This is a genomic window from Streptomyces composti (genome assembly GCF_012034205.1).
In the GTDB taxonomy this organism is placed as follows: Bacteria; Actinomycetota; Actinomycetes; order Streptomycetales; family Streptomycetaceae; genus Streptomyces; species Streptomyces composti.
On the sequence record NZ_JAATEM010000030.1, the window covers coordinates 69,327 to 91,509 of the forward strand.

A 22,183-nucleotide genomic window follows, 5' to 3' on the forward strand; every position below is an offset into this window, starting at 1 on the left:
GGCCTCAGCCCATGAACTTCTTGAACTCCTCCGGGAGTTCGAAGTCCTTGGCGCCCTGCTGCGGCAGGCCGAAGGGGCTCGCGCCCTCGGCCGCGGCGGCGCGGCGCGCGGCGGCCTCCTGCTCCTGCTGCTTGCGCTTCATCGGGTTGCCGGAGCGCTGCTTGCCCTTGGCCTGCTTCTGCTTCTTCTTCGACCGGCCGGGACCGCCGCCCATCCCCGGCATGCCCGGCATCCCGGGCATCCCCGGCATGCCGCCCTGGGCCATGCGGGACATCATCTTGCGGGCCTCGAAGAACCGCTCGACGAGGTTCTTCACCGCGCTGACCTCGACGCCGGAACCGCGGGCGATACGAGCGCGGCGGGAGCCGTTGATGATCGTCGGGTCCTGACGCTCGGCCGGGGTCATCGACTTGATGATCGCGGCGGTGCGGTCGACGTCCCGCTCGTCGAGGTTGTTGATCTGGTCCTTGATCTGCCCCATGCCCGGGAGCATGCCGAGCAGCTTGGAGATGGAGCCCATCTTGCGGACCTGCTCCATCTGGGCCAGGAAGTCGTCCAGGGTGAAGTCCTGGCCCTTCTTGGACGCCAGCTTGGAGGCCATCTTGGCGGCCTCTTCCTGGCTGAACGTCTTCTCCGCCTGCTCGATCAGGGTGAGCAGGTCACCCATGTCGAGGATGCGGGAGGCCATCCGGTCCGGGTGGAAGGCGTCGAAGTCGTCGAGCTTCTCGCCGTTCGACGCGAACATGATCGGCTTGCCGGTGACCTGGCGGATGGAGAGCGCGGCACCGCCGCGGGCGTCGCCGTCCAGCTTGGAGAGCACCACGCCGTCGAAGCCGACGCCGTCGCGGAAGGCCTCGGCGGTGTTGACCGCGTCCTGACCGATCATCGCGTCGACGACGAAGAGGATCTCGTCGGGCGAGATCGCGTCCCGGATGTCGGCGGCCTGCTGCATCATCTCCTGGTCGATGCCCAGGCGGCCGGCGGTGTCGACGATGACGATGTCGTGGACCTTGGACTTCGCGTAGTCGATGGAGTCCTTGGCGACCTTGACCGGGTCGCCGACGCCGTTGCCCGGCTCGGGCGCGTAGACCGCGACGCCGGCCCGCTCGGCGACGACGCTGAGCTGGTTGACGGCGTTGGGCCGCTGGAGGTCGGCGGCCACCAGCAGCGGGGAGTGGCCCTGGTCCTTGAGCCACTTGCCGAGCTTGCCCGCGAGGGTGGTCTTACCGGCACCCTGCAGACCGGCCAGCATGATCACCGTCGGCGGCTGCTTGGCGAACCGCAGGCGCCGGGTCTCGCCGCCGAGGATGGTGATGAGTTCCTCGTTGACGATCTTGAGGACCTGCTGGGCGGGGTTGAGCGCCTTGGAGACCTCGGCGCCGAGGGCGCGCTCCTTGACGGCCTTGATGAAGGAACGGACGACGGGCAGGGCCACGTCCGCTTCAAGGAGCGCGATACGGATCTCGCGCGCCGTGGCGTCGATGTCCGCTTCGCTCAGGCGCCCCTTGCCGCGCAAGTTCTTGAAGGTCGCTGAGAGGCGATCGGAGAGAGTATCGAACACGGCGGCGTCGGTCCTCGGAGTCGATGGCTAGGGAATCGCCCTCCAGGGTATCCCGGCGGCACAAGTCGCCGGGGGTGTCGTCACCCACGCAGGGTCCGTTCCAGTCTGCCCGCCACCGTGACGGCCTCCGCACCGGGCAGCGGGGCGCCTTCCGGGCCTGTGACATAGAACGCGTCGACGGCGTTGGCGCCCAGGGTGCTGACGTGCGCGCTGCGCACCCGTACGCCCGCGTCCTCCAGGGCGCGGCCGATGCGGAACAGCAGTCCGGGGGCGTCCTGGGCGCGCACCTCGATGACCGTGGCCAGGCGGGAGGCGGCTGCGGCAACGGTCACCCGGGGCGGCGGCGGTACCACGCCGCGGCGGCGGGGGTAGGCGGCGTCGCGTTCGGCGAGGCGGGCCGCGATGTCCAGGGTGCCGTCCAGGGCGCGCACCAGGTCGGAGCGGAGCCGGGCGGCCTGCGGCAGCGAGCCGTACTCGGCGGCGACCCGCCAGTCGAGCAGGAGCACCCGGCCGTCGACGCCGTCGGGGAGGGAGACGGCGCGCAGCTCGGCGGTGCGCACGGTCAGGCGGTGCATGGCGAGGACGCCGGCGACCGCGGGCAGCACGCCCGGCTGGTCGGGCACCGCGACGAGCAGCTCCACGCCGAGCGGCTCCGGCTCTCCGCGCCCCTCCCCCGTGCCGGACCGATCGGGCCCGGCGGGCTGCTCCGGCTGGGCCCTCAGGGCGAGCACGGGGCCGCCGGTGGCCGCCGCCTCCAGCGCCAGGCGTTCCTGCTCCGCGGTGGTCGCCGCGTCCCCGGGGTCGTCCGGCTCGTCGCCCGAGAGCAGCGCGGAGACGCGTTTGACCAGGTCGGCGACGAGCGTGGCGCGCCAGGAGGACCAGGCCGCCGGTCCGGTGGCCAGGGCGTCGGCCTCGGTGAGGGCGTGCAGCAGCTCCAGGGTGCTCTGGGAGCCGACGGCGTCGGCGACCGCGCGGACGGTGGCCGGGTCGTCGAGGTCGCGCCGGGTCGCGGTCTCCACCAGCAGCAGATGCCGGCGCACCAGAGTGGCGATCACCGCCACGTCGCGCTGGTCGAAGCCGATGCGGGCGGCCACGTCGCGGGCGATGGTCTCCCCCGCCACCGAGTGGTCACCGGGCCAGCCCTTGCCGATGTCGTGCAGCAGCGCGGCGACGAGCAGCAGGTCGGGGCGGCTGACGCGGCGGGTGAGCGCGGAGGCCTGCACGGCGGTCTCGATCAGATGCCGGTCGACGGTCCACAGGTGGACGGCGTTGCGCTGCGGCCGGCAGCGCACCCGCTCCCAGTCGGGCAGCAGGCGGCTGATCAGACCCTCGGCCTCCAGCGCCTCCCACACCTCGACGGTGGGGCGGCCGGAGCCGAGCAGGGTGATCAGCTGCTCGCGGGCCTCGGCCGGCCAGGGCGTGGGCAGGGGGCGCACGGTCGCGGCGAGGCGCCGCACGGCGTGCAGGGAGAGCGGCAGCCCGGCCTGCGCGGCGGCCGCCGCGGCGCGCAGCGGCAGGACCGGGTCGCGTTCGGGGCGTGCGGTGCGGGCGAGCACCACCTCGCCCTCCTGCTCCACGACTCCTTCGGCGAGCGGGGACCGCTCGGGGACCGGCTTGCCGCCGCCGAGCATGGCCCGCAGCCGGGGCCGTACGGCGCGGGAGCGCAGGACGCGGCCCACCTCGCGCCAGGTGACGTCGGAGGCGTAGGAGATGACCCGGGCGGCCTCGTAGACCTGGCGCAGCAGGGCATCGGCGTCGAGCAGGCCGAGTTCGGCGGCCACCTGGTCGTGCTCCTGGAGGGCCAGCCGGTCGGTGGCGCGGCCGGTGGTCAGATGCAGTGCGTCGCGCACGTCGAGGAGCCTGCGGCGGGCCTCGTCGAGGCCCTCGCGGGGGGCGTCGGCGAGCCAGGAGGCGGCCACGGCGCGCAGCGCGGTGGCGTCGCGCAGTCCGCCACGGGCCTCCTTGAGGTCGGGTTCCAGCAGGTACTGCAGTTCGCCCGCGCGCTCGGCGCGCTCGGCGCACAGGTCCCGCAGCTGGGGCAGGCGCCTGGGGGCCTGGTTGCGCCAGTCGGCGAGCACCGCGGTGCGCAGCGAGGTGGTCAGGCCCAGGTCCCCGGCGATGTGCCGGGCGTCCAGCAGGCCGAGCTGGACCTTGAGGTCGCCGCCGGCGGTCTTGCGGGCCTCGGCGGGGGTGCGCACCGAGTGGTCCAGGGCGAGGCCGAGGTCCCAGACGGGGTACCAGAGCCGGTCGGCGAGGGCGGCGACGCCCTTGGGGTCGCTGCCGTCGTGCAGCAGGAGCAGGTCGAGGTCGCTGCGCGGGGACAGCTCCGCGCGCCCGTAGCCGCCGACGGCGACCAGGGACACCCCGCGCCCCTGCTGCGCGCCCGCGGCGAACAGCTCGGTGAGCCACTGGTCGGTGAGGGCGGCGAGGGCGGCACGGCGCGGCGGCCCGGACCGCGCCCCCTCGGTGAGGAGGCGCAGCCGGGCCGCCGCGTAGCCGCCGGGTCCCGAGTCCTGTGCTTGGTTCGTCACGTTCACACTCGCCACCCGGCGACTCCCGTTCTCGTGTGTCAGAGCGCGTCGGGGCCGCGCTCGCCGGTCCTGACCCGCACGGCCGTCTCGACCGGGACGGACCAGACCTTGCCGTCACCGATCTTTCCGGTGCGGGCCGCCTTGACGATCACCTCGATGAGCTGTTCGGCGTCGTCGTCCTCGACCAGCACCTCGATGCGGACCTTGGGCACCAGGTCGACGGTGTACTCGGCGCCCCGGTAGACCTCGGTGTGGCCGCGCTGGCGGCCGTAGCCGCTGGCCTCGGTGACGGTCAGACCGTGTACGCCGAAGGCCTGCAGGGCCTCCTTGATCTCGTCGAGCCGATGCGGCTTCACGACGGCGGTGATGAGCTTCATGCGTCCACCTTCTTGGACTCGGCCGGGGCGACGGGGGCGGTGGCGGTGCGGGCGCTGCCGCCGCCGGCACCGCTGAAGTCGTATGCGGTCTCGGCGTGTGCGGCCTGGTCGAGACCGGCGACCTCGTCGTCCTCGCTCGCCCGGAACCCGATGGTCTTCTGGATCAGGAAGGCGAGGACGAACGTCACCACGAAGGTGTAGCCCATGACCGAGAGGGCACCGATGGCCTGCGAGACGAACTGGTCCCAGCCGCCGACCCCGTCGATGGCGAGGAAGCCCACCATCAGGGTGCCGATCACACCGCCCACGAAGTGGACGCCGACGACGTCGAGCGAGTCGTCGTAGCCGAGCTTGTACTTGAGGCTGACGGCCCAGGAGCAGACCGCGCCGGCGACGACACCGATGAGCAGCGCGCCCAGCACGTTGACGTTGCCGCCCGCGGGGGTGATGGCGACCAGGCCCGCGATGGCTCCGGAGCAGGCGCCGAGCGTGGTGAAGGCACCGTGGCGGATCCGCTCGTAGATGAGCCAGCCGAGCACCGCGGCACCGGTGGCGACCTGGGTGTTCAGGGCCATGCTGGCCGCGGTGCCGTCGGCGGCGAGCTCGGAGCCCGCGTTGAAGCCGAACCAGCCGAACCACAGCAGCGCGGTGCCGAGCAGGACCAGCGGCAGGTTGTGCGGGCGCATGGGGTCCTTCTTGAACCCGATCCGCTTGCCGACCACGAGGACCGCCGCCAGGGCGCCGATGCCGGCGTTGATGTGGACCGCGGTACCGCCCGCGAAGTCGATGATCGCCGGGTCGAGTTCGGCGAGCCAGCCGCCGCCCCACACCCAGTGGGCGACCGGGAAGTAGACGAGGGTGACCCACAGGGCGATGAAGACCACCCACGAGCCGAACTTCACGCGGTCGGCGAGCGCACCGCTCATCAGGGCGGGGGTGAGGATGGCGAACAGCATCTGGAACAGCACGAAGGCGAAGACCGGGATGTCCCGGCCGGCGAAGTTCTCCATCGCGCTGTCGCCGGTGATGCCGTCCAGGCCGAGCAGGTCGAGGTTGCCTACAAAGCCGCCGACGTCACCGCTGAACGCGAGCGAGTATCCGTAGAGCACCCACAGGACGCTGACGACGCCCAGCGAGACGAAGGACATCATGAGCATGTTCAGCGTGCTCTTGGTGCGGACCATGCCCCCGTAGAAGAGGGCGAGGCCCGGCGTCATCAGCATGACCAGCGCGGCGCTGATCAGGACAAATGCGGTATCTCCAACATTCAAGGCCTGAGACTCCTTCTGGCGGAACGGCCCTGTGCGGATGCCTGGGGGCGGTGGGCCGACTGTGCTCAGGAGATTGGCTCAGGCCGGTTTCACCCAGCGCGCAGAGATGTTTCCGCGATGTGACGAACGCCGCGACCGCGTTACGGCGAGGTGAAACCAGCTTCCGCGCGCGGCCCGGGTCGGCCATTGGGGCTGTCCGATTCACGACCACGGGTGCGGGAGCGCTCCGTCGCGCCGCTCGGGGACCTCGGGGAGAGGCCCGGGCGGGCAGGTGACCCCGGCGAGAGGGCCGCGCGTGCACCGGCGGGCCGGTCGGGGGCCCGGTCCATACTGGACGCGTTATGGACATCGTCATCCTTGCTGTAGTCATCGCCGTGGTCGTGCTCGGCGCGCTCGGCGGGCTCATCGTCGGCAGCCGGCGCAAGAAGCCGCTGCCTCCGCCGCCGCCCGCCACGCCCGACATCACCGCCCCTCCCGCCGAGCCGCACGTCGGCGACGAGGCCGAGACGCCGCGGGAGGAACCGCGGCGCACCATCGAGGAGGTTGATCTTCCGGACGGCGGCGGTGCTCCCGTCACCGTCGAGGAGCCGCCCGCCCCCGAGGCTCCGCCCGTCGAGATCCCGGAGCCCACCGCGGGCCGGCTGGTCCGGCTGCGCGCCCGGCTCTCCCGTTCGCAGAACGCCCTGGGCAAGGGCCTGCTCACCCTGCTGTCCCGCGAGCACCTCGACGAGGACACCTGGGAGGAGATCGAGGACACCCTGCTCACCGCCGACGTCGGCGTGCAGCCGACGCAGGAGCTGGTGGAGCGGCTGCGCGAGCGGGTCAAGGTGCTGGGCACCCGCACTCCCGAGGAGCTGCGCGGCCTGCTGCGCGAGGAGCTGATCAAGCTGGTCGGTCCCGACATGGACCGCACCGTGCACACCGAGAACGAGGCCGGCTGCCCCGGCATCGTGATGGTCGTCGGCGTCAACGGCACCGGCAAGACCACCACCACCGGCAAGCTCGCCCGGGTCCTGGTGGCCGACGGCAACACCGTGGTCCTCGGCGCCGCCGACACCTTCCGCGCGGCCGCCGCCGACCAGCTGCAGACCTGGGGCGAGCGGGTGGGCGCGCACACCGTGCGCGGCCCCGAGGGCGGCGACCCGGCCTCCGTGGCGTTCGACGCGGTCAAGGAGGGCATCGAGATGTCCGCCGACGCCGTGCTCATCGACACCGCGGGCCGGCTGCACACCAAGACCGGCCTCATGGACGAGCTCGGCAAGGTCAAGCGGGTGGTGGAGAAGCACGCCCCGCTGGACGAGGTGCTGCTGGTGCTGGACGCCACCACCGGTCAGAACGGCCTGGTGCAGGCCCGGGTCTTCGCCGAGGTCGTCGACATCACCGGCATCGTGCTGACCAAGCTGGACGGCACCGCCAAGGGCGGCATCGTGATCTCGGTCCAGCGCGAGCTGGGTGTCCCGGTCAAGCTGGTCGGCCTCGGCGAGGGCGCCGACGACCTGGCCCCCTTCGAGCCGGAGGCCTTCGTGGACGCGCTCCTCGGGGACTGAGTCCGCCGGGGACGGATCCCCGCCGAGCCCCACGGCCACGTACAGCGAAGGAAACGCTCACCGCGAAGGAAGCGCCCGCTCCCGGACCTCCGGGGACGGGCGCTTCGCCGTGTCCGGCACGCGCAGGCGGGCACCGAGAGGCACGGGATTGCGCGGGCCGACGAGGACGCCTGGACCGGCGAGGACGCGCGGGCCGGTGCGGAGAGGGCCGCTACGCCCGCGACCGGTGGGCCACGTAGGCCAGGGTGCCGAGGAGGAGGCGGGCCTGCGGGGGGCGGGTGGCGGAGTCGAGGGCGGGCGGGCGCAGCCAGCGGACCGGGCCGAGTCCGCCGCGGTCGGAGGGCGGGGCCGTGATGTACGCACCCAGGCCGAGGCCGCGCAGGCCGAGGGCGGCCGGGGCGTCCCAGCCCATGCGGTACAGCAGCTCGGGCAGGGCGTCGGCGGCGCCGGGGGCGACGAGGAACTGGGCGCGTCCGTCGGGGGTGGCGGCCACCGGTCCGACCGGCAGTCCCATGCGCTCGAGCCGGGCCAGGGCGTGCCGCCCGGCGGACTCGGCCAACTCCAGGACGTCGAAGGCCCGGCCGGCCGGGAGCATCAGCGAGGCGCCGGGGAACTCGGCCCACACGGCGGTCACCTCGTCCAGCGTGGCCCCGGCGGGGATCACCGGCGCGAAGTCCAGCGGATGCGCCCCCGGCGCCCGGCAGTCCGTCCGGCCGCAGGAGCAGACCCCGGCGGTGGCGCGGGCGCCCGGCACCACGTCCCAGCCCCACAGCCCGGTGTACTCCGCCGCTGCGGTGCCGTCCGATGGACGGCTCCGGCGGCGCGAGCCGGACCGGATGTCGCGGATGCCCCGACTGATGCCGATCGTGAAGCCCATGCCCCCTCCAACGGGTCCGACACACCGGTGGTTACGCAGCGGACAGAGAGTGTGACTCTCCGTTCGCGGCTTCCCCGCGCCGCTCGGTTCAGCGGGCGCCTCGACGCGCCAGAGGTGGTGAGCCGGACTCCGCGCGCCCCCGCTTGCGCCCCTGCATCCACTCCTGACCGCCCTATGTCAAGTGAATCGCGTGCCGACGACCTTGAGTTCATACAAAGGGGTGGCGAATGGTGGCGATTACGCATTCGCCATGGCTGGACGGGTGATCGTGAGATTACGTTGAGTGCACGGCTTCTTGGGGCACATGCACTCGTGGGTATGCCGGAGGCAACTCGGCTTTCCGTTCGAAGGGTGACAACCGCCGGACGGGCGGCCCCGACAACCGGCATTCTGATAGGGCTTGGCGCACTCGGCGGCAAGTGGTCTTCAGGGATGGGGGCGTTCCAGTGAGCGGCAACGGCGGTGGCGGATCGAGCGCTGCGAGTGCGGAGAAACGCCCGAACGAGCTTCTCACCTCGTGGTTCGTCCGCAGCGGCTGGTCCAAGGGCGAGCTGGCCCGTCAGGTCAACCGCAGAGCACGCCAGTTGGGCGCCAACCACATCTCCACCGACACCTCCCGTGTGCGCCGCTGGCTGGACGGGGAGAACCCGCGCGAGCCGATCCCCAGGATCCTGTCGGAGCTGTTCTCCGAACGCTTCGGCGTCGTCGTCTCCGTGGAGGACCTGGGGCTGCGCAACTCGCGCCCCTCACCCTCCGCGACCGGCGTCGACCTGCCGTGGACGGGCCCGCAGACCGTGGCCCTGCTCAGCGAGTTCTCGCGCAGCGACCTGATGCTGGCGCGGCGCGGCTTCCTCGGGAGCTCGCTCGCCCTCTCCGCGGGCCCGTCCCTCATCGAGCCCATGCAGCGCTGGCTCGTCCCCACGCCGTCCGCCCCGCAGCAGCACCCCGAGCCGGAGCCGGCCTCCTCCCCCGGCCGCGGCCGCGGCCGGCTGTCCAAGCCGGAGCTGGACCTGCTGGAGACGACCACGGTGATGTTCCGCAAGTGGGACGCCCAGTGCGGCGGCGGCCTGCGCCGCAAGGCGGTCGTCGGGCAGCTGCACGAGGTGTCCGACCTGCTCCAGGAGCCGCAGCCGGAGGCCACCACCCGCCGCCTGTTCAAGGTCGCCGCCGAACTGGCCGAGCTGGCCGGCTGGATGTCGTACGACGTGGGGCTCCAGCCCACGGCGCAGAAGTACTTCGTGCTCGCCCTGCACGCCGCCAAGGAGGCGGGCGACCGGCCGCTCGGCTCCTACATCCTGTCCAACATGAGCCGCCAGATGATCCACCTCGGCCGCCCCGAGGACGCCCTGGAGCTCATCCATCTCGCCCAGTACGGCAGCCGGGACTGCGCAAGCCCGCGCACCCAGTCGATGCTGTATGCGATGGAGGCCCGCGCCTACGCCAACATGGGCCAGCCGGGCCGCTGCAAGCGGGCGGTGCGGATGGCCGAGGACACCTTCGCCGAGGCCGACGAGTGGGACGAGCCGGACCCCGACTGGATCACGTTCTTCTCCGAGGCCGAGCTCTACGGGGAGAACAGCCACTCCTTCCGCGACCTCGCCTATGTGGCGGGCCGCAGCCCGACCTACGCCTCGCTGGCCGAGCCGCTGATGCAGCGGGCGGTGGAGCTGTTCGCCCGGGACGGCGAGCACCAGCGCAGTTACGCCCTCAATCTGATCGGCATGGCGACCGTGCACCTGCTGCAGCGCGAGCCGGAGCAGGGTGCGGCGCTGGCCACCGAGGCCATCAAGGCCGCCAAGAAGGTGCGGTCGGAACGCGTCAACACCCGTATCAGAAAGACCGTGGACAACGCGGTCCGCGACTTCGGGGGCGTGGCCGAGGTCGTCGACCTCACGGAGCGGCTCGCGGCCGAGCTGCCCGAGACCGCCGAGGCGGTCTGAGGCCGCCGCCCGCGGCCCCCTACAGACCCCGGCCGCGGCCGGCCCTCCCGAACTGCCCGACTCGGCTCCCCCATGCCAGTCATTCGGAAGGCCGGCCGTGGCCGGCTGCCTTCGCCCTGACGGTCTGACGGAGCGTCAGCCATGGTTCGCTCCGTCGGCGGCTCGGTGGTGGAGGGGGACGAAGAGGATGCCCGCCACGGTCGTACGGTTCCATCCGGCCACTCCCGGCGCGGCCCCTGCCGAGCTCTCCGCCCGCTACCGGGCCGCGCTGGAGATGGCGGTGCAGGCGGACGATCGCGGAATCACCACGGTGCAGACGGAGGAGCACCACGGAGTGCCGACGGCCGGCTGCCCGCCCCCTTCGCCTTCGCGGGCGCCGTGCTCGGTGCGGCGCGGCGGCTGACCGTCACCGTCTCCGCGACGATCGGCCCGCTGTACGACCCGCTGCGGCCGGCCGAGGAGATCGCGGTGCTGGATCTGCTCAGCGGCGGCCGGCTGGTCACCGTGGCCGGGATCGGCTACCGCCCGGAGGAGTACGAGCGGGCCGGGGTGCCCTGCGCCGAGCGCGGCCGGCTCCAGGTCGAGTTGCTGGACACGCTGCTGAGGGCCTCGACCGGGGAAGAGGTCACCTACCGCGGGTGCGCGGTGCGCGTCACGCCGCGCCCGTACTCGAAGCCGCATCCGCCGCTGCCGGTGGGCGGCTCGTCACGGGCCGCCGCCCGCCGCGCGGTTCCAGCTGCCGTTCTTCCCCAGCGCGCATCTGCCGGAGCTCGAGCCCTGCTGCAAGGCGCGGCTCGAGGAGTACGGCACCAGCGGCTGGATGAGGATGCCGTCCGCAGAGACGTCGCTGCTGCGTCTCTGCGGAGGACCCCGAGCAGGCCTGGGCGCGCCACGGCCGGCACTTTCGCACGAGGCGCGGACCTACGCCTCCTGGCAGCCGTCCGGGGCTCGTTCGGCGGTGCCGCCGACCGCGGCGACGGTGCAGGAGCTGCGCGCGGAGGGGGGTGTACCGGATCGTCACACCCGAGGAGTGCCTGGCGCTGGAGCGCGGGTCCTGTGTGCTGCATCCCGCCGGCCGGCGGGATGCCGGTGGACGAGGGGTGGCGGAGCCTGCGGTTGTTCGCCGAACGGGCGCTGCCGCGGACGGACGGCTGACCCCTGGTTCCGGCGCCCGTGGACAGGGCACCGCCCCGGCGGGCGGAGCCCGGCCGGGGCGGTGGTGGGGGGTACGAGGAGTGGGGCAGCGGGGACTTGAGCCCCCTCCTCGGGTCCTGCGGGGGGCGTCAGCCCATCTCCTCCAGCCTCTTGCCCTTCGTCTCCTTGACGAACTTCAGGACGAACGGGATGGAGAGCGCGGCGAAGGCGGTGTAGATCACGTAGGTGACGGACAGGTTCCAGTCGGCCAGCGACGGGAAGCTCGCGGTGATGGCCCAGTTGGCGATCCACTGCGCGGCGGCGGCGACGCCGAGCGCGGCGGCGCGGATCCGGTTGGGGAACATCTCGCCGAGCATGACCCAGACGACCACACCCCACGACAGGGCGAAGAAGAGCACGAACACATGGGCGGCGATCAGGGCGACCCAGCCCTGGGTCTCCGGGAGCTTGCCGCCGACCAGGTCAAAGGAGAACGCCCAGGCCTCCAGGGCGAGGCCGATCACCATGCCGACCGAGCCGATGATCGCCAGCGGCCTGCGGCCGATCCGGTCCACGAAGATCATCGCGATCACGGTGCCGACGATGTTGATGATCGACGTGGTGAACGAGTAGAAGAACGAGTCCGTCGGGTCGACGCCGACCGACTGCCACAGCGTCGAGGAGTAGTAGAACGCGACGTTGATGCCGACGAACTGCTGGAAGACCGACAGGCCGATGCCGACCCAGACGATCGGCTTGAAGAAGAAGCTGCCGCCGAGCAGGTCCTTGAAGCTGGACTTCTCCTCGCGGCGCATGCCGGTCTCGATCTCGGTGACGCGGGCGTCGAGGTCGGTCTCGGTGCCCTCGACCTCGGCGAGGATCTCCCGGGCGCGCTCGCGCTTGCCGACGGAGATCAGGTAGCGGGGCGACTCGGGGATGGCGAAGGAGAGCAGGCCGTACAGGACGGCCGGGATCACCATGACGCCGAGCATCAGCTGCCAGGCCTCCAGGCCGAGCAGCTCACCGCGCTGGTCGCCGTCGGCGGCGTTCAGGATGCCCCAGTTGACCAGCTGGGAGACGGCGATGCCGACCACGATCGCGGCCTGCTGGAAGGAGCCGAGGCGGCCGCGGTAGGCGGGCGGGGCGACCTCAGCGATGTAGGCGGGGCCGATGACGGAGGCCATGCCGATCGCGAAGCCGCCGACCACGCGCCAGAAGGCGAGGTCGTACAGCGTGAACGGCAGGGCGGAGCCGACGGCGCTGACCGTGAACAGCACGGCCGCGATCTGCATGCACCGGATGCGTCCGATGCGGTCGGCTATCCGCCCGGCGGTCGCCGCACCGACGGCGCAGCCGATCAGGGCGATGGCGATGACCTGGGCGAGGGCTGCGGAGCCGATGTCGTACCGGTCCCGGACGGCCTCGACGGCGCCGTTGATCACGGAGCTGTCGTAGCCGAAGAGGAAGCCGCCCATGGCAGCCGCCGCCGCGATGAAGATGACATGCCCGAGGTGATCGGGCTGAGCCTGGGCGGCGCCTGTCGCCCGGGTCTGCGCTGTGCTGGTCACGGGTCCACCTGACTACCTGAATGTAAAAGCAACGTTGCAGAGACTATGCCTTCAAGTTTTGAAGTCAATACCGCGAAGGAAGCGGAAATTGTGAGCAAGAAGACAGGTGACTGACAGCCCACTGTCAGCCATGCGTTCAATGTTTGAAGATCCAGGGTCGATGCAGCGCAGGCGCGGGCACGCGTGGGCCGACCGCGGGCCGGTCGCGGGCCGGTCGTCCTAGCGCAGCCGCTGGCTGATGACCTTGGAGACGCCGTCGCCCTGCATGGAGACGCCGTAGAGCGCGTCGGCGACCTCCATGGTGCGCTTCTGGTGCGTGATCACGATCAGCTGCGAGGTCTCCTGGAGCTCCTGCATGATCCGGATCAGCCGCTGGAGGTTGGTGTCGTCGAGGGCCGCCTCGACCTCGTCCATGACATAGAACGGGCTGGGGCGCGCCTTGAAGATCGACACCAGCAGGGCGACGGCGGTCAGCGACCGCTCGCCGCCGGAGAGCAGGCTGAGCCGCTTGACCTTCTTGCCCGGCGGACGCGCCTCGACGTCCACGCCCGTGGTGAGCATGTTGTCGGGGTCGGTCAGCACCAGACGTCCCTCGCCGCCCGGGAAGAGCCGGGAGAACACCCCTTCGAACTCCCGCGCGGTGTCCCGGTAGGCCTCGGTGAAGACCTGCTCGACGCGTTCGTCGACCTCCTTGACGACCTGGAGCAGGTCCGCGCGGGTCTTCTTCAGGTCCTCCAGCTGCTCGCTGAGGAACTGATGGCGTTCCTCCAGCGCGGCGAACTCCTCCAGGGCGAGCGGGTTCACCTTGCCGAGCTGCTGGTAGGCACGCTCGGCCGCCTTCAGGCGCTTCTCCTGCTCGGCCCGGACGAAGGGGCGGGGCTGGTTGCGCGGATGCTCCGGGTCCTCCGGCAGCTGCTCCCCCTCGGCGGGGGGCGAGGGCGGCACCGGCTGATGCGGGCCGTACTCCTCCACCAGCACGGCCGGTTCGACACCCAGTTCCTCCAGCGCCTTGGTCTCCAGCTGCTCGATCCGCAGCCGCTTCTCGGCGCCGAGTACCTCCCCGCGGTGAACCGAATCCGTCAACTTGTCGAGTTCCGCCTTCAGATCGCGCCCCTCGGTCCTGGCGCGGGCGAGTTCCTGCTCGCGCTGGGCCTTGGCGGCCTCGGCGGCGGCCCGCTCCTCCTCGGCGCGGGCGAGGGAGACCTCCACATGCGCCAGCAGCTGCCGGGCCCCGGCGGCGACCGCCTCGGCCACCGCGGCCTCGTGGCGCATCCGGGCCCTGCGCTGCTCGGCCCGGGCGCGCGCCTCGCGCTCCGCGCGGGCGGCCCGGTCGAGGGCGTCGGCGCGGCCGGCCAGCGCCTTGACCCGCTCCTCGTGGGTGCGCAGCTGGAGGCGGGCCTCCATCTCGGTCTGCCGGGCGTTGGCCCCGTCCGCCGCGAGCCGGTCGCGCCGGGAGGTGTCGGGTTCCTCCTCGATCGGCATCTCCTCGGCGACGGCGAGGCGTTCGGCGAGCTCCTCGACCTCGGCCAGGGCCTTGTCCAGGGCCTCCTGGGCGCGGGCGGCCGCGGCGGCGGAGCGCTCCGCCTCGCCCGCGGCGCCCCGGGCCTGTCCGGCGAGCCGGCCGAGCTGCTGGGCCACGGCCGACTTCTCCCGGTCGGCGGCCCGGCGGCGTTCGCCGAGCTCCTCGACCTCGGCGGCCGCCCGGGCCCGCCGCTCGGCCGCCGCCTGCTGCTCCCGCGCGAGCTCCTCGCAGCCCACGGCCAGCTCCTGAAGCTCGGCGGCGGCCTCGTCCACGGAGGCCTGCACCTCCAGCAGGCTGGGGGCCCCGGCGGAGCCGCCCTGGGCGAAGTGGGCGCCCAGCAGGTCGCCCTCGGCGGTGACGGCGGTCAGCTGCGGATGGCGGTAGACCAGGTCCTCGGCGTCCTCGAGCGTGGCGACCACGACGATGTCCCGCAGCAGCCGGTGGACGGCCGGCATCAGGTCGGAGGGGCCGCTGACCAGGCGTGCGGCCGGGCGTGCGGTGGCGGGGAGTCCCTCGGCGGCGGCCGGTCCGTGCTCCGCTGCCGCCGGGCCGGGCTCCGACGGCTCCCTCGCGACGAGCAGCGCCGCGCGACCGCCGTCCTGCTTGCGCAGCAGGCGGATGGCGTCGGCCGCCGCGGACGGCGAGGTGACCGCCAGGGCGTCCGCCGCGGCACCGAAGGCGGCGGCCAGCGGGACCTCGTAGCCCGGGGTGACGGTGAGCAGTTCCGCGGCGGGGCCCAGCAGGCCGGTGAGCCGGTCCTTCGCCTGCAGCAGCGCGCCGGTGCCGTCCTTGCGGCGCAGGCCCATGGCCAGTGCCTCGTGGCGGGCCTGGGTGGCGGCGCGCCGGCGTTCGGCGTCGCCGAGCGCCTCCCGGGCCTCGGTCAGGGCCGTCTCGGCCTCGGCGAGGCGCCGCTTGGCCGCCTCGTGCTGTCCGGCGAGTTCCGCGTCACCCGCGTCGAGGCCGTCGACCTCGGCCTTGAGCGTCTCGTACTCCTCCTGGGCGGCGACGGCCCGTTCCTGGGCCTCGTCGCGGGCGGCGGCCAGGCGTTCGATCTCGGCCTGGGCGGCCGCGGCGCGGGAACGGGCGGCGCCGACCTGGCCCTTGAGCCGGGCGAGGCCCTCGCGGCGGTCGGCGATGGCCCGGGCGGCGTCCTTCAGGCGCCGCTCCTCCTGGGCGAGTTCGCGCTCCAGTTCGGCGCGGTGCGCGACGGTGTCCTCAAGGGCGCGTTCGGCCGCCTCCAGGGCCGCCTCCAGTTCGGCCTCCTGCTCGCGGATGCGGGCGGCCTCGCGCTCCAGCTCCTCGGGGTCACGGCCGCGCCGCTCCTCGGGGGGCGCGGAGGTGGCGCTCTTCACCCGGGCGTCGGCCAGCGAGATCGTGCCGCGCACGCGTTCGGCGAGCCGGGACAGCTCGTACCAGGTCTGCTGGGCGTTCTGCAGCCGCGGGGCGAGGCGGCGCACCTCGTCCTCGAGCAGGGCCTCGCGCTGCAGTGCCTTCCTCAGCTCCTGCTCGGTGGCTTCCTTGCGCTCCTTCAGGGCCGCCTCGTCGGCGATCTCCGCCTTGAGCGCCTCACGCAGCCGTACCAGGTCGTCGGCGAGCAGGCGCAGACGGGCGTCGCGCAGGTCGGCCTGGATGACGGCGGCCTTGCGGGCGACGGCGGCCTGGCGGCCCAGCGGCTTGAGCTGGCGGCGCAGCTCGTCGGTGAGGTCCTGGACGCGGGCCAGGTTGGCCTGCATCGCGTCCAGCTTGCGCAGCGCCTTCTCCTTGCGCTTGCGGTGCTTGAGGACGCCGGCCGCCTCCTCGATGAAGGCGCGGCGGCCCATCGGGTCGGCGTGCAGCACCGAGTCGAGCTGGCCCTGCCCGACGATGACGTGCATCTCGCGGCCGATGCCGGAGTCGGAGAGCAGCTCCTGGATGTCCAGCAGCCGGCAGGTGTCGCCGTTGATCTGGTACTCGCTGCCGCCGTTGCGGAACATGATCCGCGTGATGGTGACTTCGGAGTAGTCGATGGGCAGCGCGCCGTCGGAGTTGTCGATGGTGAGGGACACCTCGGCCCGGCCCAGCGGGGGGCGGCCGGTGGTGCCGGCGAAGATGACGTCCTCCATCTTGCCGCCGCGCAGGGACTTGGCGCCCTGCTCGCCCATGACCCAGCTGAGCGCGTCCACGACGTTGGACTTGCCCGAGCCGTTCGGTCCGACGACGCATGTGATGCCCGGCTCGAACCGGAGCGTGGTCGCCGAGGCGAACGACTTGAAGCCGCGGAGGGTCAGGGCCTTGAGGTGCACGCCGCCGGACTCTACCGGGCGGCGAAGTCTCACTCCATGAACGCGCGGTTTCACCGGTGAACGTCCAGGGCAGACCAGACGTTGAAGAGGGTGAAAGGATGCGCGGGACAACCAGGTCGCCGATGCGGGCGGCGCCGGGGGCTACCGAGGGCTCGGGAGGCAAAAAGAAGGGACGCCGGGGCGTCCCTTGCACTTCTGAACAGCGTGGCGGTTGTGACGGGCGACCCGATCACTGTGCCGATGTGAAGCGGTACGGTGATCAGGTGAGCGCAGGCTCCGCCTGGTTCGCGTCAACGCTCTCCACGATCCTGTCGTGAGAAGCGGCAGCCGTCAGTGCGTCGTTCTCGGCCTGGATGCGTACGAGCTCGGATTCCAGGTCCTGGACGCGCTGCTGGAGCCGTCGCATCTCGGCGAGGAGTCGAGGGTCGGAGCCGCCGACGTAACCGAGAAGCGCCTTTGCCATGATGGATGGTCCTCCACAATGAGTGACCGACCGATGCGGTGTGGGTCGTGAGGGATTCGCACCCGCGGTTGCTTGACAGGCCTGGAGTTGTGCTGCCGTTCAGCCATGCCAAACAGCTAAGGTGCGCGGGGCTTTCAGCGTCTCACCAAAAAGTTTGACGGTCAACACGATCACGCCCCGTATTGGCGGACAACCGGGTGCGCACGGCCGTGATCGGCGGTGCCGCGACTCCCGCGGGCCCTCGGGGCGTGACGGTCGTCCTGGCGGCCCGAGCCGCCCGGGGCAGGCTCCCCTCGGCCATCACCAGCACTTTTCCGTGGTGCGGAGGCGGTGTGAAGGCCCCGCGCCCCTCACCGGACCCCCTCCGCGCCCCTGGAATCAGCGGATGGCGAAGCCGTCGTAACCCCCGCGCGGTGTGTCCCAGATCTCTGTGACTCCCTCCACGCGCCCGGGCGTGTCGCCGGTCTGGAGCCAGGCGAGGAGACGTCCACAGCGGGCACGGGGACCCTCGGCCACCACCTGGACGCGCCCGTCCTCCAGGTTGAGGGCGAAACCGCTCAGGCCGCCGATCTCCAGCGCCTTGGCGCGCGTGAACCAGCGGAAACCCACTCCTTGGACATGGCCGCGCACCCAGGCGACCAGTCGCACATCCTCGCTCATGTCTGCAACCTAACCGGACAATGTCACACCGGGCACTCCGTCCCCTCGCGCCATGCGGTACCGTCCCGACCCAATGAATCTCATATGAAACTCACTCGATCGTGTGAGTTTTGTGTCGATCGCGAGGACGAGCGACCACAAGGACGAGGAAGGCCAGAACATGGGACGCCACCGACGCTCCGACGCCGGCCGCGCCGCCAGGGGCCGCGCCACGGGGGTCACTCACCACGACGGCATGCCGGGCGGCGGCCACGACCCGCTGACCGCCCTGCCGGACGAGTCGGCGCCCACGATGGGCATCGCGCCGTACCTGAACCCGGAGGCGTACGCCGAGACGTACGCGAAGAGCGAGGCCTATCTCTTCGCCACCGACGACGGATCGCAGGGCACCGGGGCCGAAACCGCCACGGCCGTCCTGACCGGCGAGGACTTCCCGCCCGACGTCGCCTCCCCCTCCGCCCCGACGCAGGGCGGCTTCACCGGCGGCGCCCCCGCGGCGGACGGCTTCGCCGGCACCGGCACCGCCGGGCACGGATTCCCCGCGGCCGACGGCTACCCGTACGCCACCGGCGACGGCCTGCCGACGGGCGGCTACGCCGGTGACGCCTACCCGTGGGCCGGCCTCGCGGCCCCCGGCGATCTCCCCGGGCACGGATTCCCCGGCGACACCTACGCGTACGACCGGTCGGCCGCCGCCACCGAGGTCCTGGATCTCGGCAGCCTCGACGACGGTGGCTGGGCCGGCAGCGTCTCGGCTTCGGACCCCTCGGACACCTTCCGCTCCCGGCCCGGGCCCTCCAAGAGCAGCTTCACCAGCCGGGACTTCACCGGCGGCGCCTTCCGCAGCACGCCCCTGCGGGACGAGGGCTTCCCGCCCGGGGGCGGCACCGCGCGCGGCAGCGCCCACCGGCGCCGCAAGAAGAAGGCGCCGACGCCCGTCCGCAGCGGCCTGCTCGGCGTCTCCGCCGCCGTCGCCTTCGGCACGGTGGCGGTCGCCACGGGTGCCGTTCCGGGCCTCGAGAACTACAAGCTCGGCGGGGACAGCTCGCCCAGCGACAGCGTCCAGGCGGGCGACGCGCCCACCAGCACGCCCACCGAGCAGGGCGGTGCGTCGGGCGGCAGCCTGGAGACCCCGGGACGCGAGACGGGCAGCCAGGCGAGCCGCGACGGACAGCGCGCCACCTCCCCGGCCCCGGCCCCGTCCACCTCCGAGGCGGCGCCCACCGAGACGCCGGAGAAGGAGGACCGCGCCGAGACGCCGGAGAAGAAGCCGGAGACGGAGGAGGCGGCCGGCGGCGCGACGGCGGCCCCCGACAAACCGGGCAACTCCGAGCGCGGGGCCCGGAAGGGCGCCGCCTCGGCGTCGGAACAGGCAGCCGCCGCGCAGGTACTGGCGCTGGTCAACCAGGAGCGGGCCAAGGCGGGCTGCCGCCCGGTCACCCCGAGCCAGGAGCTGGCGGACCTCGCCGCGGCGTTCAGCGAGGACATGGCCAAGCGGGGCTTCTTCGACCACACCGATCCCGACGGCGCCACCCCGTGGGACCGCGCGGAGCGGGCCGGCATAGCCGACCTGGGCGGCGAGAACATAGCCCGCGGCCAGGCCGACGCCGCCGCCGTGATGCAGGCCTGGATGGACAGCCCCGGCCACCGGGCCAACATCCTCAACTGCGACTTCAAGACCCTCGGCGTCGGCGTCCACTTCGGCCCCGGCGGCCCTTGGTGGACCCAGAACTTCGGCTACTGAGCCGGAGAGAGCCGTTCGAGGCCCTGGGGCCCCGGGAGTTCCGGGTGTTCCGGGAGGGTCGTAGGACCTGGCTCCGGCCCCCTGGGCCGTCTCCGGGCCCCTCCCCCGCCGCGGGGCCGTCGACGCGCGCACGGGGCCTCACAGGGCCTTTCTGCGCGGGTGCAGGGCGGGCGTACCGGCACGTGCGGCCACCGGGCGGCTGAGCCCCTGAGTGAGCCGCAGGAGCCCCGAAAGTCAGCGCGGCGCCGGCCCGCGCACGGGTCGCGGCGGGCGCTGGCACCTGGGGCAGTAGTAGCTGGAGCGGTTCATCCAGGGGCGGCGGCGGATGGGGGTGCCGCAGCGGCGGCACGGGAGGTTCTCGCGGCCGTAGGCGTCCAGGGAGCGGTCGAAGTAGCCGGACTCGATACGTTTGTAACGTTCACGAATGGCCTGTCGAGTTGTCACTCGACTGACCATTCACGTGAAGAGCCGACTCGCACTTGGAAGCGGCCGAAGCCAAGCAGGTCGAGAACCAGCGTATCGATTCCTGACCTGCACGTCTCTGACCGCTTCCGAGACCATCATCCGAACCTGTCAGGCCTCTCCAGACCTCAAGCGACCTGGATATCCTGGTAGCCAATGACGTACTTGAGCGCTAGAACACCGTCGACTATCTCGAGCTAGTTGCGGATCGCGCCAACCTTCGTACTATCGATGTCACCTTGCGAACTCGTGGAGATCCGGCGTAGTCCGACGCTGATGCGCCCGTGAGCTGCACTTGAGTGCGTTGTCCATGGAAAAGCTCCGTGGAGTCGAACGGGCGCTCGCCTCTCGATCAATGCGGGCGGTCAGGAGACTTCCCTGCTCAACTTGCCCAGCCATTCGACGAGCAGCTGAGTCTCGGTGGCGCCCAGGATGTGTGGATGTGCAGCGGCAACCTCGATCGCCGCGTTGAGGGCGTCTCCCTGTCCGGTCGCCGTGCCGGTGATCGCCGCCACCACTCCCTCGCGCACAGCGTGGCTCAGCTCCGGGTCCGGCTGCGCAAGCATGATCTGGCGCAGGGTGACGCCGATGTTCGAGACGAGGACATGGGCTGCGGCCTGATCCGGCGACACCGCCAGGCGACCCTGATCAGCGGCCCGCGCGGTGAGCCCTTTCAGTATCTCGTTCGCTCTCGACTGGCCGGCGGGCGAGTGACCCGGGCTGACCTTGCCGTACATGAGGGTGTAGAAGCCCGGGTTGGTCAGGCCGAATGCGACGTGGGCATCCCATCCGGCCCGTATGTCCTGGATCGGGTCTCCTGAGGACTCCATCGCCGCCTTCTCGCCGAGGTAGAGGTCGAAGCCGTGCTCGACGACGGCGTCGATCAACCCCTGCTTGGAGCCGAAGAAGTGGTACAGGGTCGGCATCTTCACGCCCACCGCGTCGCATACCGCGCGCAGGGAGAAGTCCTCGCCGGGCGAGGCGGCGATGAGGTCAGCGGCAGCGGAGATCAGCCTCTCCCGTGTATCACTCGACGCCATCTCCATCATGTCGCTATAGTACCGTGTGTAGCCACGCTACATTGATACATACTGGTGACACAGAGGAAGCACGATGACCGAGCACACTCTCGCAGGAAAGAACGTCCTCATCGCCGCGGGCGCGAAGAACCTCGGCGGCCTGATCGCCCGCCAGGCGGCCGAGGCCGGGGCGAACGTCGCGATCCACTACAACTCCGATTCGACGCGCCCGGACGCTGAGCGGACCCTTGCCGCTGTCGAGGCCGCCGGGGTCAAGGGCGCGATGTTCCAGGGTGATCTCACCGTCCCGGCCAACGTCGAGCGACTGTTCGCCGATGCGGAGGCGGCGATCGGGAAGATCGACGTCGCCGTGAACACGGTCGGCAAGGTCCTGCGCAAGCCGATCGTCGAGACGACTGAAGACGAGTACGACTCGATGTTCGACATCAACTCCAAGGCCGCGTACTTCTTCATCAAGGAGGCCGGCAGGAAGCTCGCCGACGGCGGGAAGGTCATCACGATCGTCACCTCGCTGCTCGCGGCGTTCACCGACGGGTACTCGACCTATGCCGGCGGCAAGTCCCCTGTGGAGCACTTCACTCGTGCAGCGGCGAAGGAGTTCGCTGAGCGGGGCATCTCGGTCACCGCGATCGCGCCGGGGCCGATGGACACCCCGTTCTTCTACGGGCAGGAGACCCCTGAGCGGGTCGAGTTCCACAAGTCGCAGGGCATGGGGAACCAGCTGACCAAGATCGAGGACATCGCACCCATCGTGCGCTTCCTCGCGACCGAGGGCTGGTGGATCACCGGGCAGACGATCTTCGCCAACGGCGGCTACACCACTCGCTGACAGGGAGGGATGAGATGACGGACCTGACGATCCCCGAGCCCGTGTCGTCGTTCATCGACGCCGTCAACCGACACGACGAGACGGCGTTCCTCGGAGCGTTCACCCCGGACGGCGCGGTCGACGACTGGGGCCGTGTGTTCACAGGACGCGACGAGATCAAACGATGGAGCGACAAGGAGTTCATCGGGGCGCGCGGCACGCTCGCCGTCGAGGAGGTCGACGTCGCGGGCAGCACGATCACCGTCGTCGGCGACTGGCGTTCGAACTACGCCAACGGACGCTCCACGTTCATCTTCGACATCGCAGGCGACAAGCTCGCGAAGATGACCATCCGCGAGGGCTGAGAACGCTTCTTCGCACCTCGAGCGGGCGTCT

At 71.7% G+C, this 22,183-nt stretch carries 15 protein-coding genes and 2 pseudogenes; 6 read left to right on the forward strand and 11 right to left on the reverse strand.

Going from position 1 to position 22,183, the window contains the following annotated elements; all coding sequences use genetic code 11:
* Positions 1 to 4 precede the first annotated feature (4 nt).
* From ffh to HCJ93_RS23315, 4 genes are all read right to left on the reverse strand, one after another.
* Positions 5 to 1,561 carry a signal recognition particle protein gene (ffh, locus tag HCJ93_RS23300; protein WP_167997748.1) on the reverse strand — a complete coding sequence of 519 codons (1,557 nt, stop codon included), beginning with the start codon at positions 1,559 to 1,561 and terminating at the stop codon, positions 5 to 7.
* Between the two features lie 80 nt (positions 1,562 to 1,641).
* Positions 1,642 to 4,107 (reverse strand): [protein-PII] uridylyltransferase, encoded by a 2,466-nt coding sequence (locus HCJ93_RS23305; protein WP_167997749.1) that lies wholly within the window; start codon positions 4,105 to 4,107, stop codon positions 1,642 to 1,644.
* Between the two features lie 23 nt (positions 4,108 to 4,130).
* Entirely contained in the window at positions 4,131 to 4,469 is a 339-nt protein-coding gene (locus HCJ93_RS23310; RefSeq protein WP_167997750.1) for a P-II family nitrogen regulator, read from the reverse strand.
* Positions 4,466 to 5,740: an ammonium transporter gene (locus HCJ93_RS23315; protein ID WP_167997751.1), complete on the reverse strand. Its 1,275-nt coding sequence runs from the start codon at positions 5,738 to 5,740 to the stop codon at positions 4,466 to 4,468. Before HCJ93_RS23315 ends, HCJ93_RS23310 begins: the two co-directional genes overlap by 4 nt.
* A 341-nt stretch (positions 5,741 to 6,081) precedes the next feature.
* On the opposite strand from HCJ93_RS23315, the gene ftsY reads away from it, so the two are divergent.
* Positions 6,082 to 7,287 carry a signal recognition particle-docking protein FtsY gene (gene ftsY, locus HCJ93_RS23320; protein WP_167997752.1) on the forward strand — a complete coding sequence of 402 codons (1,206 nt, stop codon included), beginning with the start codon at positions 6,082 to 6,084 and terminating at the stop codon, positions 7,285 to 7,287.
* A gap of 211 nt (positions 7,288 to 7,498) precedes the next feature.
* On the opposite strand, the gene HCJ93_RS23325 is transcribed toward ftsY, so the two are convergent.
* The gene (locus tag HCJ93_RS23325) at positions 7,499 to 8,164 is read right to left on the reverse strand and encodes a bifunctional DNA primase/polymerase (RefSeq protein ID WP_167997753.1); all 666 of its coding nucleotides are present in this window, start codon (positions 8,162 to 8,164) and stop codon (positions 7,499 to 7,501) included.
* A gap of 446 nt (positions 8,165 to 8,610) precedes the next feature.
* Here HCJ93_RS23325 and nsdA point away from each other — a divergent pair, with 446 nt between their 5' ends.
* Positions 8,611 to 10,104, forward strand: a complete 1,494-nt coding sequence (gene nsdA / locus HCJ93_RS23330) for a transcriptional repressor NsdA (RefSeq protein WP_167997754.1) — start codon at positions 8,611 to 8,613, stop codon at positions 10,102 to 10,104.
* 187 nt (positions 10,105 to 10,291) lie between these two features.
* Positions 10,292 to 11,259, forward strand: a pseudogene (locus HCJ93_RS23335) (LLM class flavin-dependent oxidoreductase).
* A gap of 128 nt (positions 11,260 to 11,387) precedes the next feature.
* Here HCJ93_RS23335 and HCJ93_RS23340 read toward each other — a convergent pair.
* From HCJ93_RS23340 to HCJ93_RS23360, 4 genes are all read right to left on the reverse strand, one after another.
* Positions 11,388 to 12,806: a sugar porter family MFS transporter gene (locus HCJ93_RS23340; RefSeq protein WP_167997755.1), complete on the reverse strand. Its 1,419-nt coding sequence runs from the start codon at positions 12,804 to 12,806 to the stop codon at positions 11,388 to 11,390.
* 219 nt (positions 12,807 to 13,025) lie between these two features.
* Complete coding sequence (gene smc / locus HCJ93_RS23345; RefSeq protein WP_167997756.1) at positions 13,026 to 16,610, reverse strand: chromosome segregation protein SMC; 3,585 nt, start codon at positions 16,608 to 16,610, stop codon at positions 13,026 to 13,028.
* 259 nt (positions 16,611 to 16,869) lie between these two features.
* Positions 16,870 to 17,073, reverse strand: coding sequence for a hypothetical protein (locus HCJ93_RS23350; RefSeq protein WP_167997757.1), 204 nt, complete (start codon positions 17,071 to 17,073; stop codon positions 16,870 to 16,872).
* A 378-nt stretch (positions 17,074 to 17,451) separates the two neighbouring features.
* On the reverse strand, positions 17,452 to 17,733 hold the full coding sequence (locus HCJ93_RS23360) for an acylphosphatase (protein WP_167997758.1): 282 nt from the start codon (positions 17,731 to 17,733) through the stop codon (positions 17,452 to 17,454).
* A 415-nt stretch (positions 17,734 to 18,148) separates the two neighbouring features.
* Here HCJ93_RS23360 and HCJ93_RS23365 point away from each other — a divergent pair, with 415 nt between their 5' ends.
* Positions 18,149 to 19,477 carry a CAP domain-containing protein gene (locus HCJ93_RS23365; RefSeq protein ID WP_373563606.1) on the forward strand — a complete coding sequence of 443 codons (1,329 nt, stop codon included), beginning with the start codon at positions 18,149 to 18,151 and terminating at the stop codon, positions 19,475 to 19,477.
* Positions 19,478 to 19,711: 234 nt separating this feature from the next.
* Here HCJ93_RS23365 and HCJ93_RS23370 read toward each other — a convergent pair.
* Together HCJ93_RS23370 and HCJ93_RS23375 are read right to left on the reverse strand one after the other, a co-directional pair.
* Positions 19,712 to 19,879, reverse strand: a pseudogene (locus tag HCJ93_RS23370) (bifunctional DNA-formamidopyrimidine glycosylase/DNA-(apurinic or apyrimidinic site) lyase); the annotation flags it as partial.
* A gap of 425 nt (positions 19,880 to 20,304) precedes the next feature.
* Positions 20,305 to 20,988: a TetR/AcrR family transcriptional regulator gene (locus HCJ93_RS23375; protein WP_167997759.1), complete on the reverse strand. Its 684-nt coding sequence runs from the start codon at positions 20,986 to 20,988 to the stop codon at positions 20,305 to 20,307.
* A 64-nt stretch (positions 20,989 to 21,052) separates the two neighbouring features.
* Between HCJ93_RS23375 and HCJ93_RS23380 the strand changes: the two genes are divergently transcribed.
* Both HCJ93_RS23380 and HCJ93_RS23385 read left to right on the forward strand, forming a co-directional pair.
* Positions 21,053 to 21,808, forward strand: a complete 756-nt coding sequence (locus HCJ93_RS23380) for an SDR family oxidoreductase (RefSeq protein ID WP_167997760.1) — start codon at positions 21,053 to 21,055, stop codon at positions 21,806 to 21,808.
* A gap of 14 nt (positions 21,809 to 21,822) precedes the next feature.
* A complete protein-coding gene (locus tag HCJ93_RS23385) occupies positions 21,823 to 22,152 on the forward strand; it encodes a nuclear transport factor 2 family protein (protein ID WP_167997761.1) in 330 nt (109 codons plus the stop codon).
* Positions 22,153 to 22,183 lie beyond the last annotated feature (31 nt).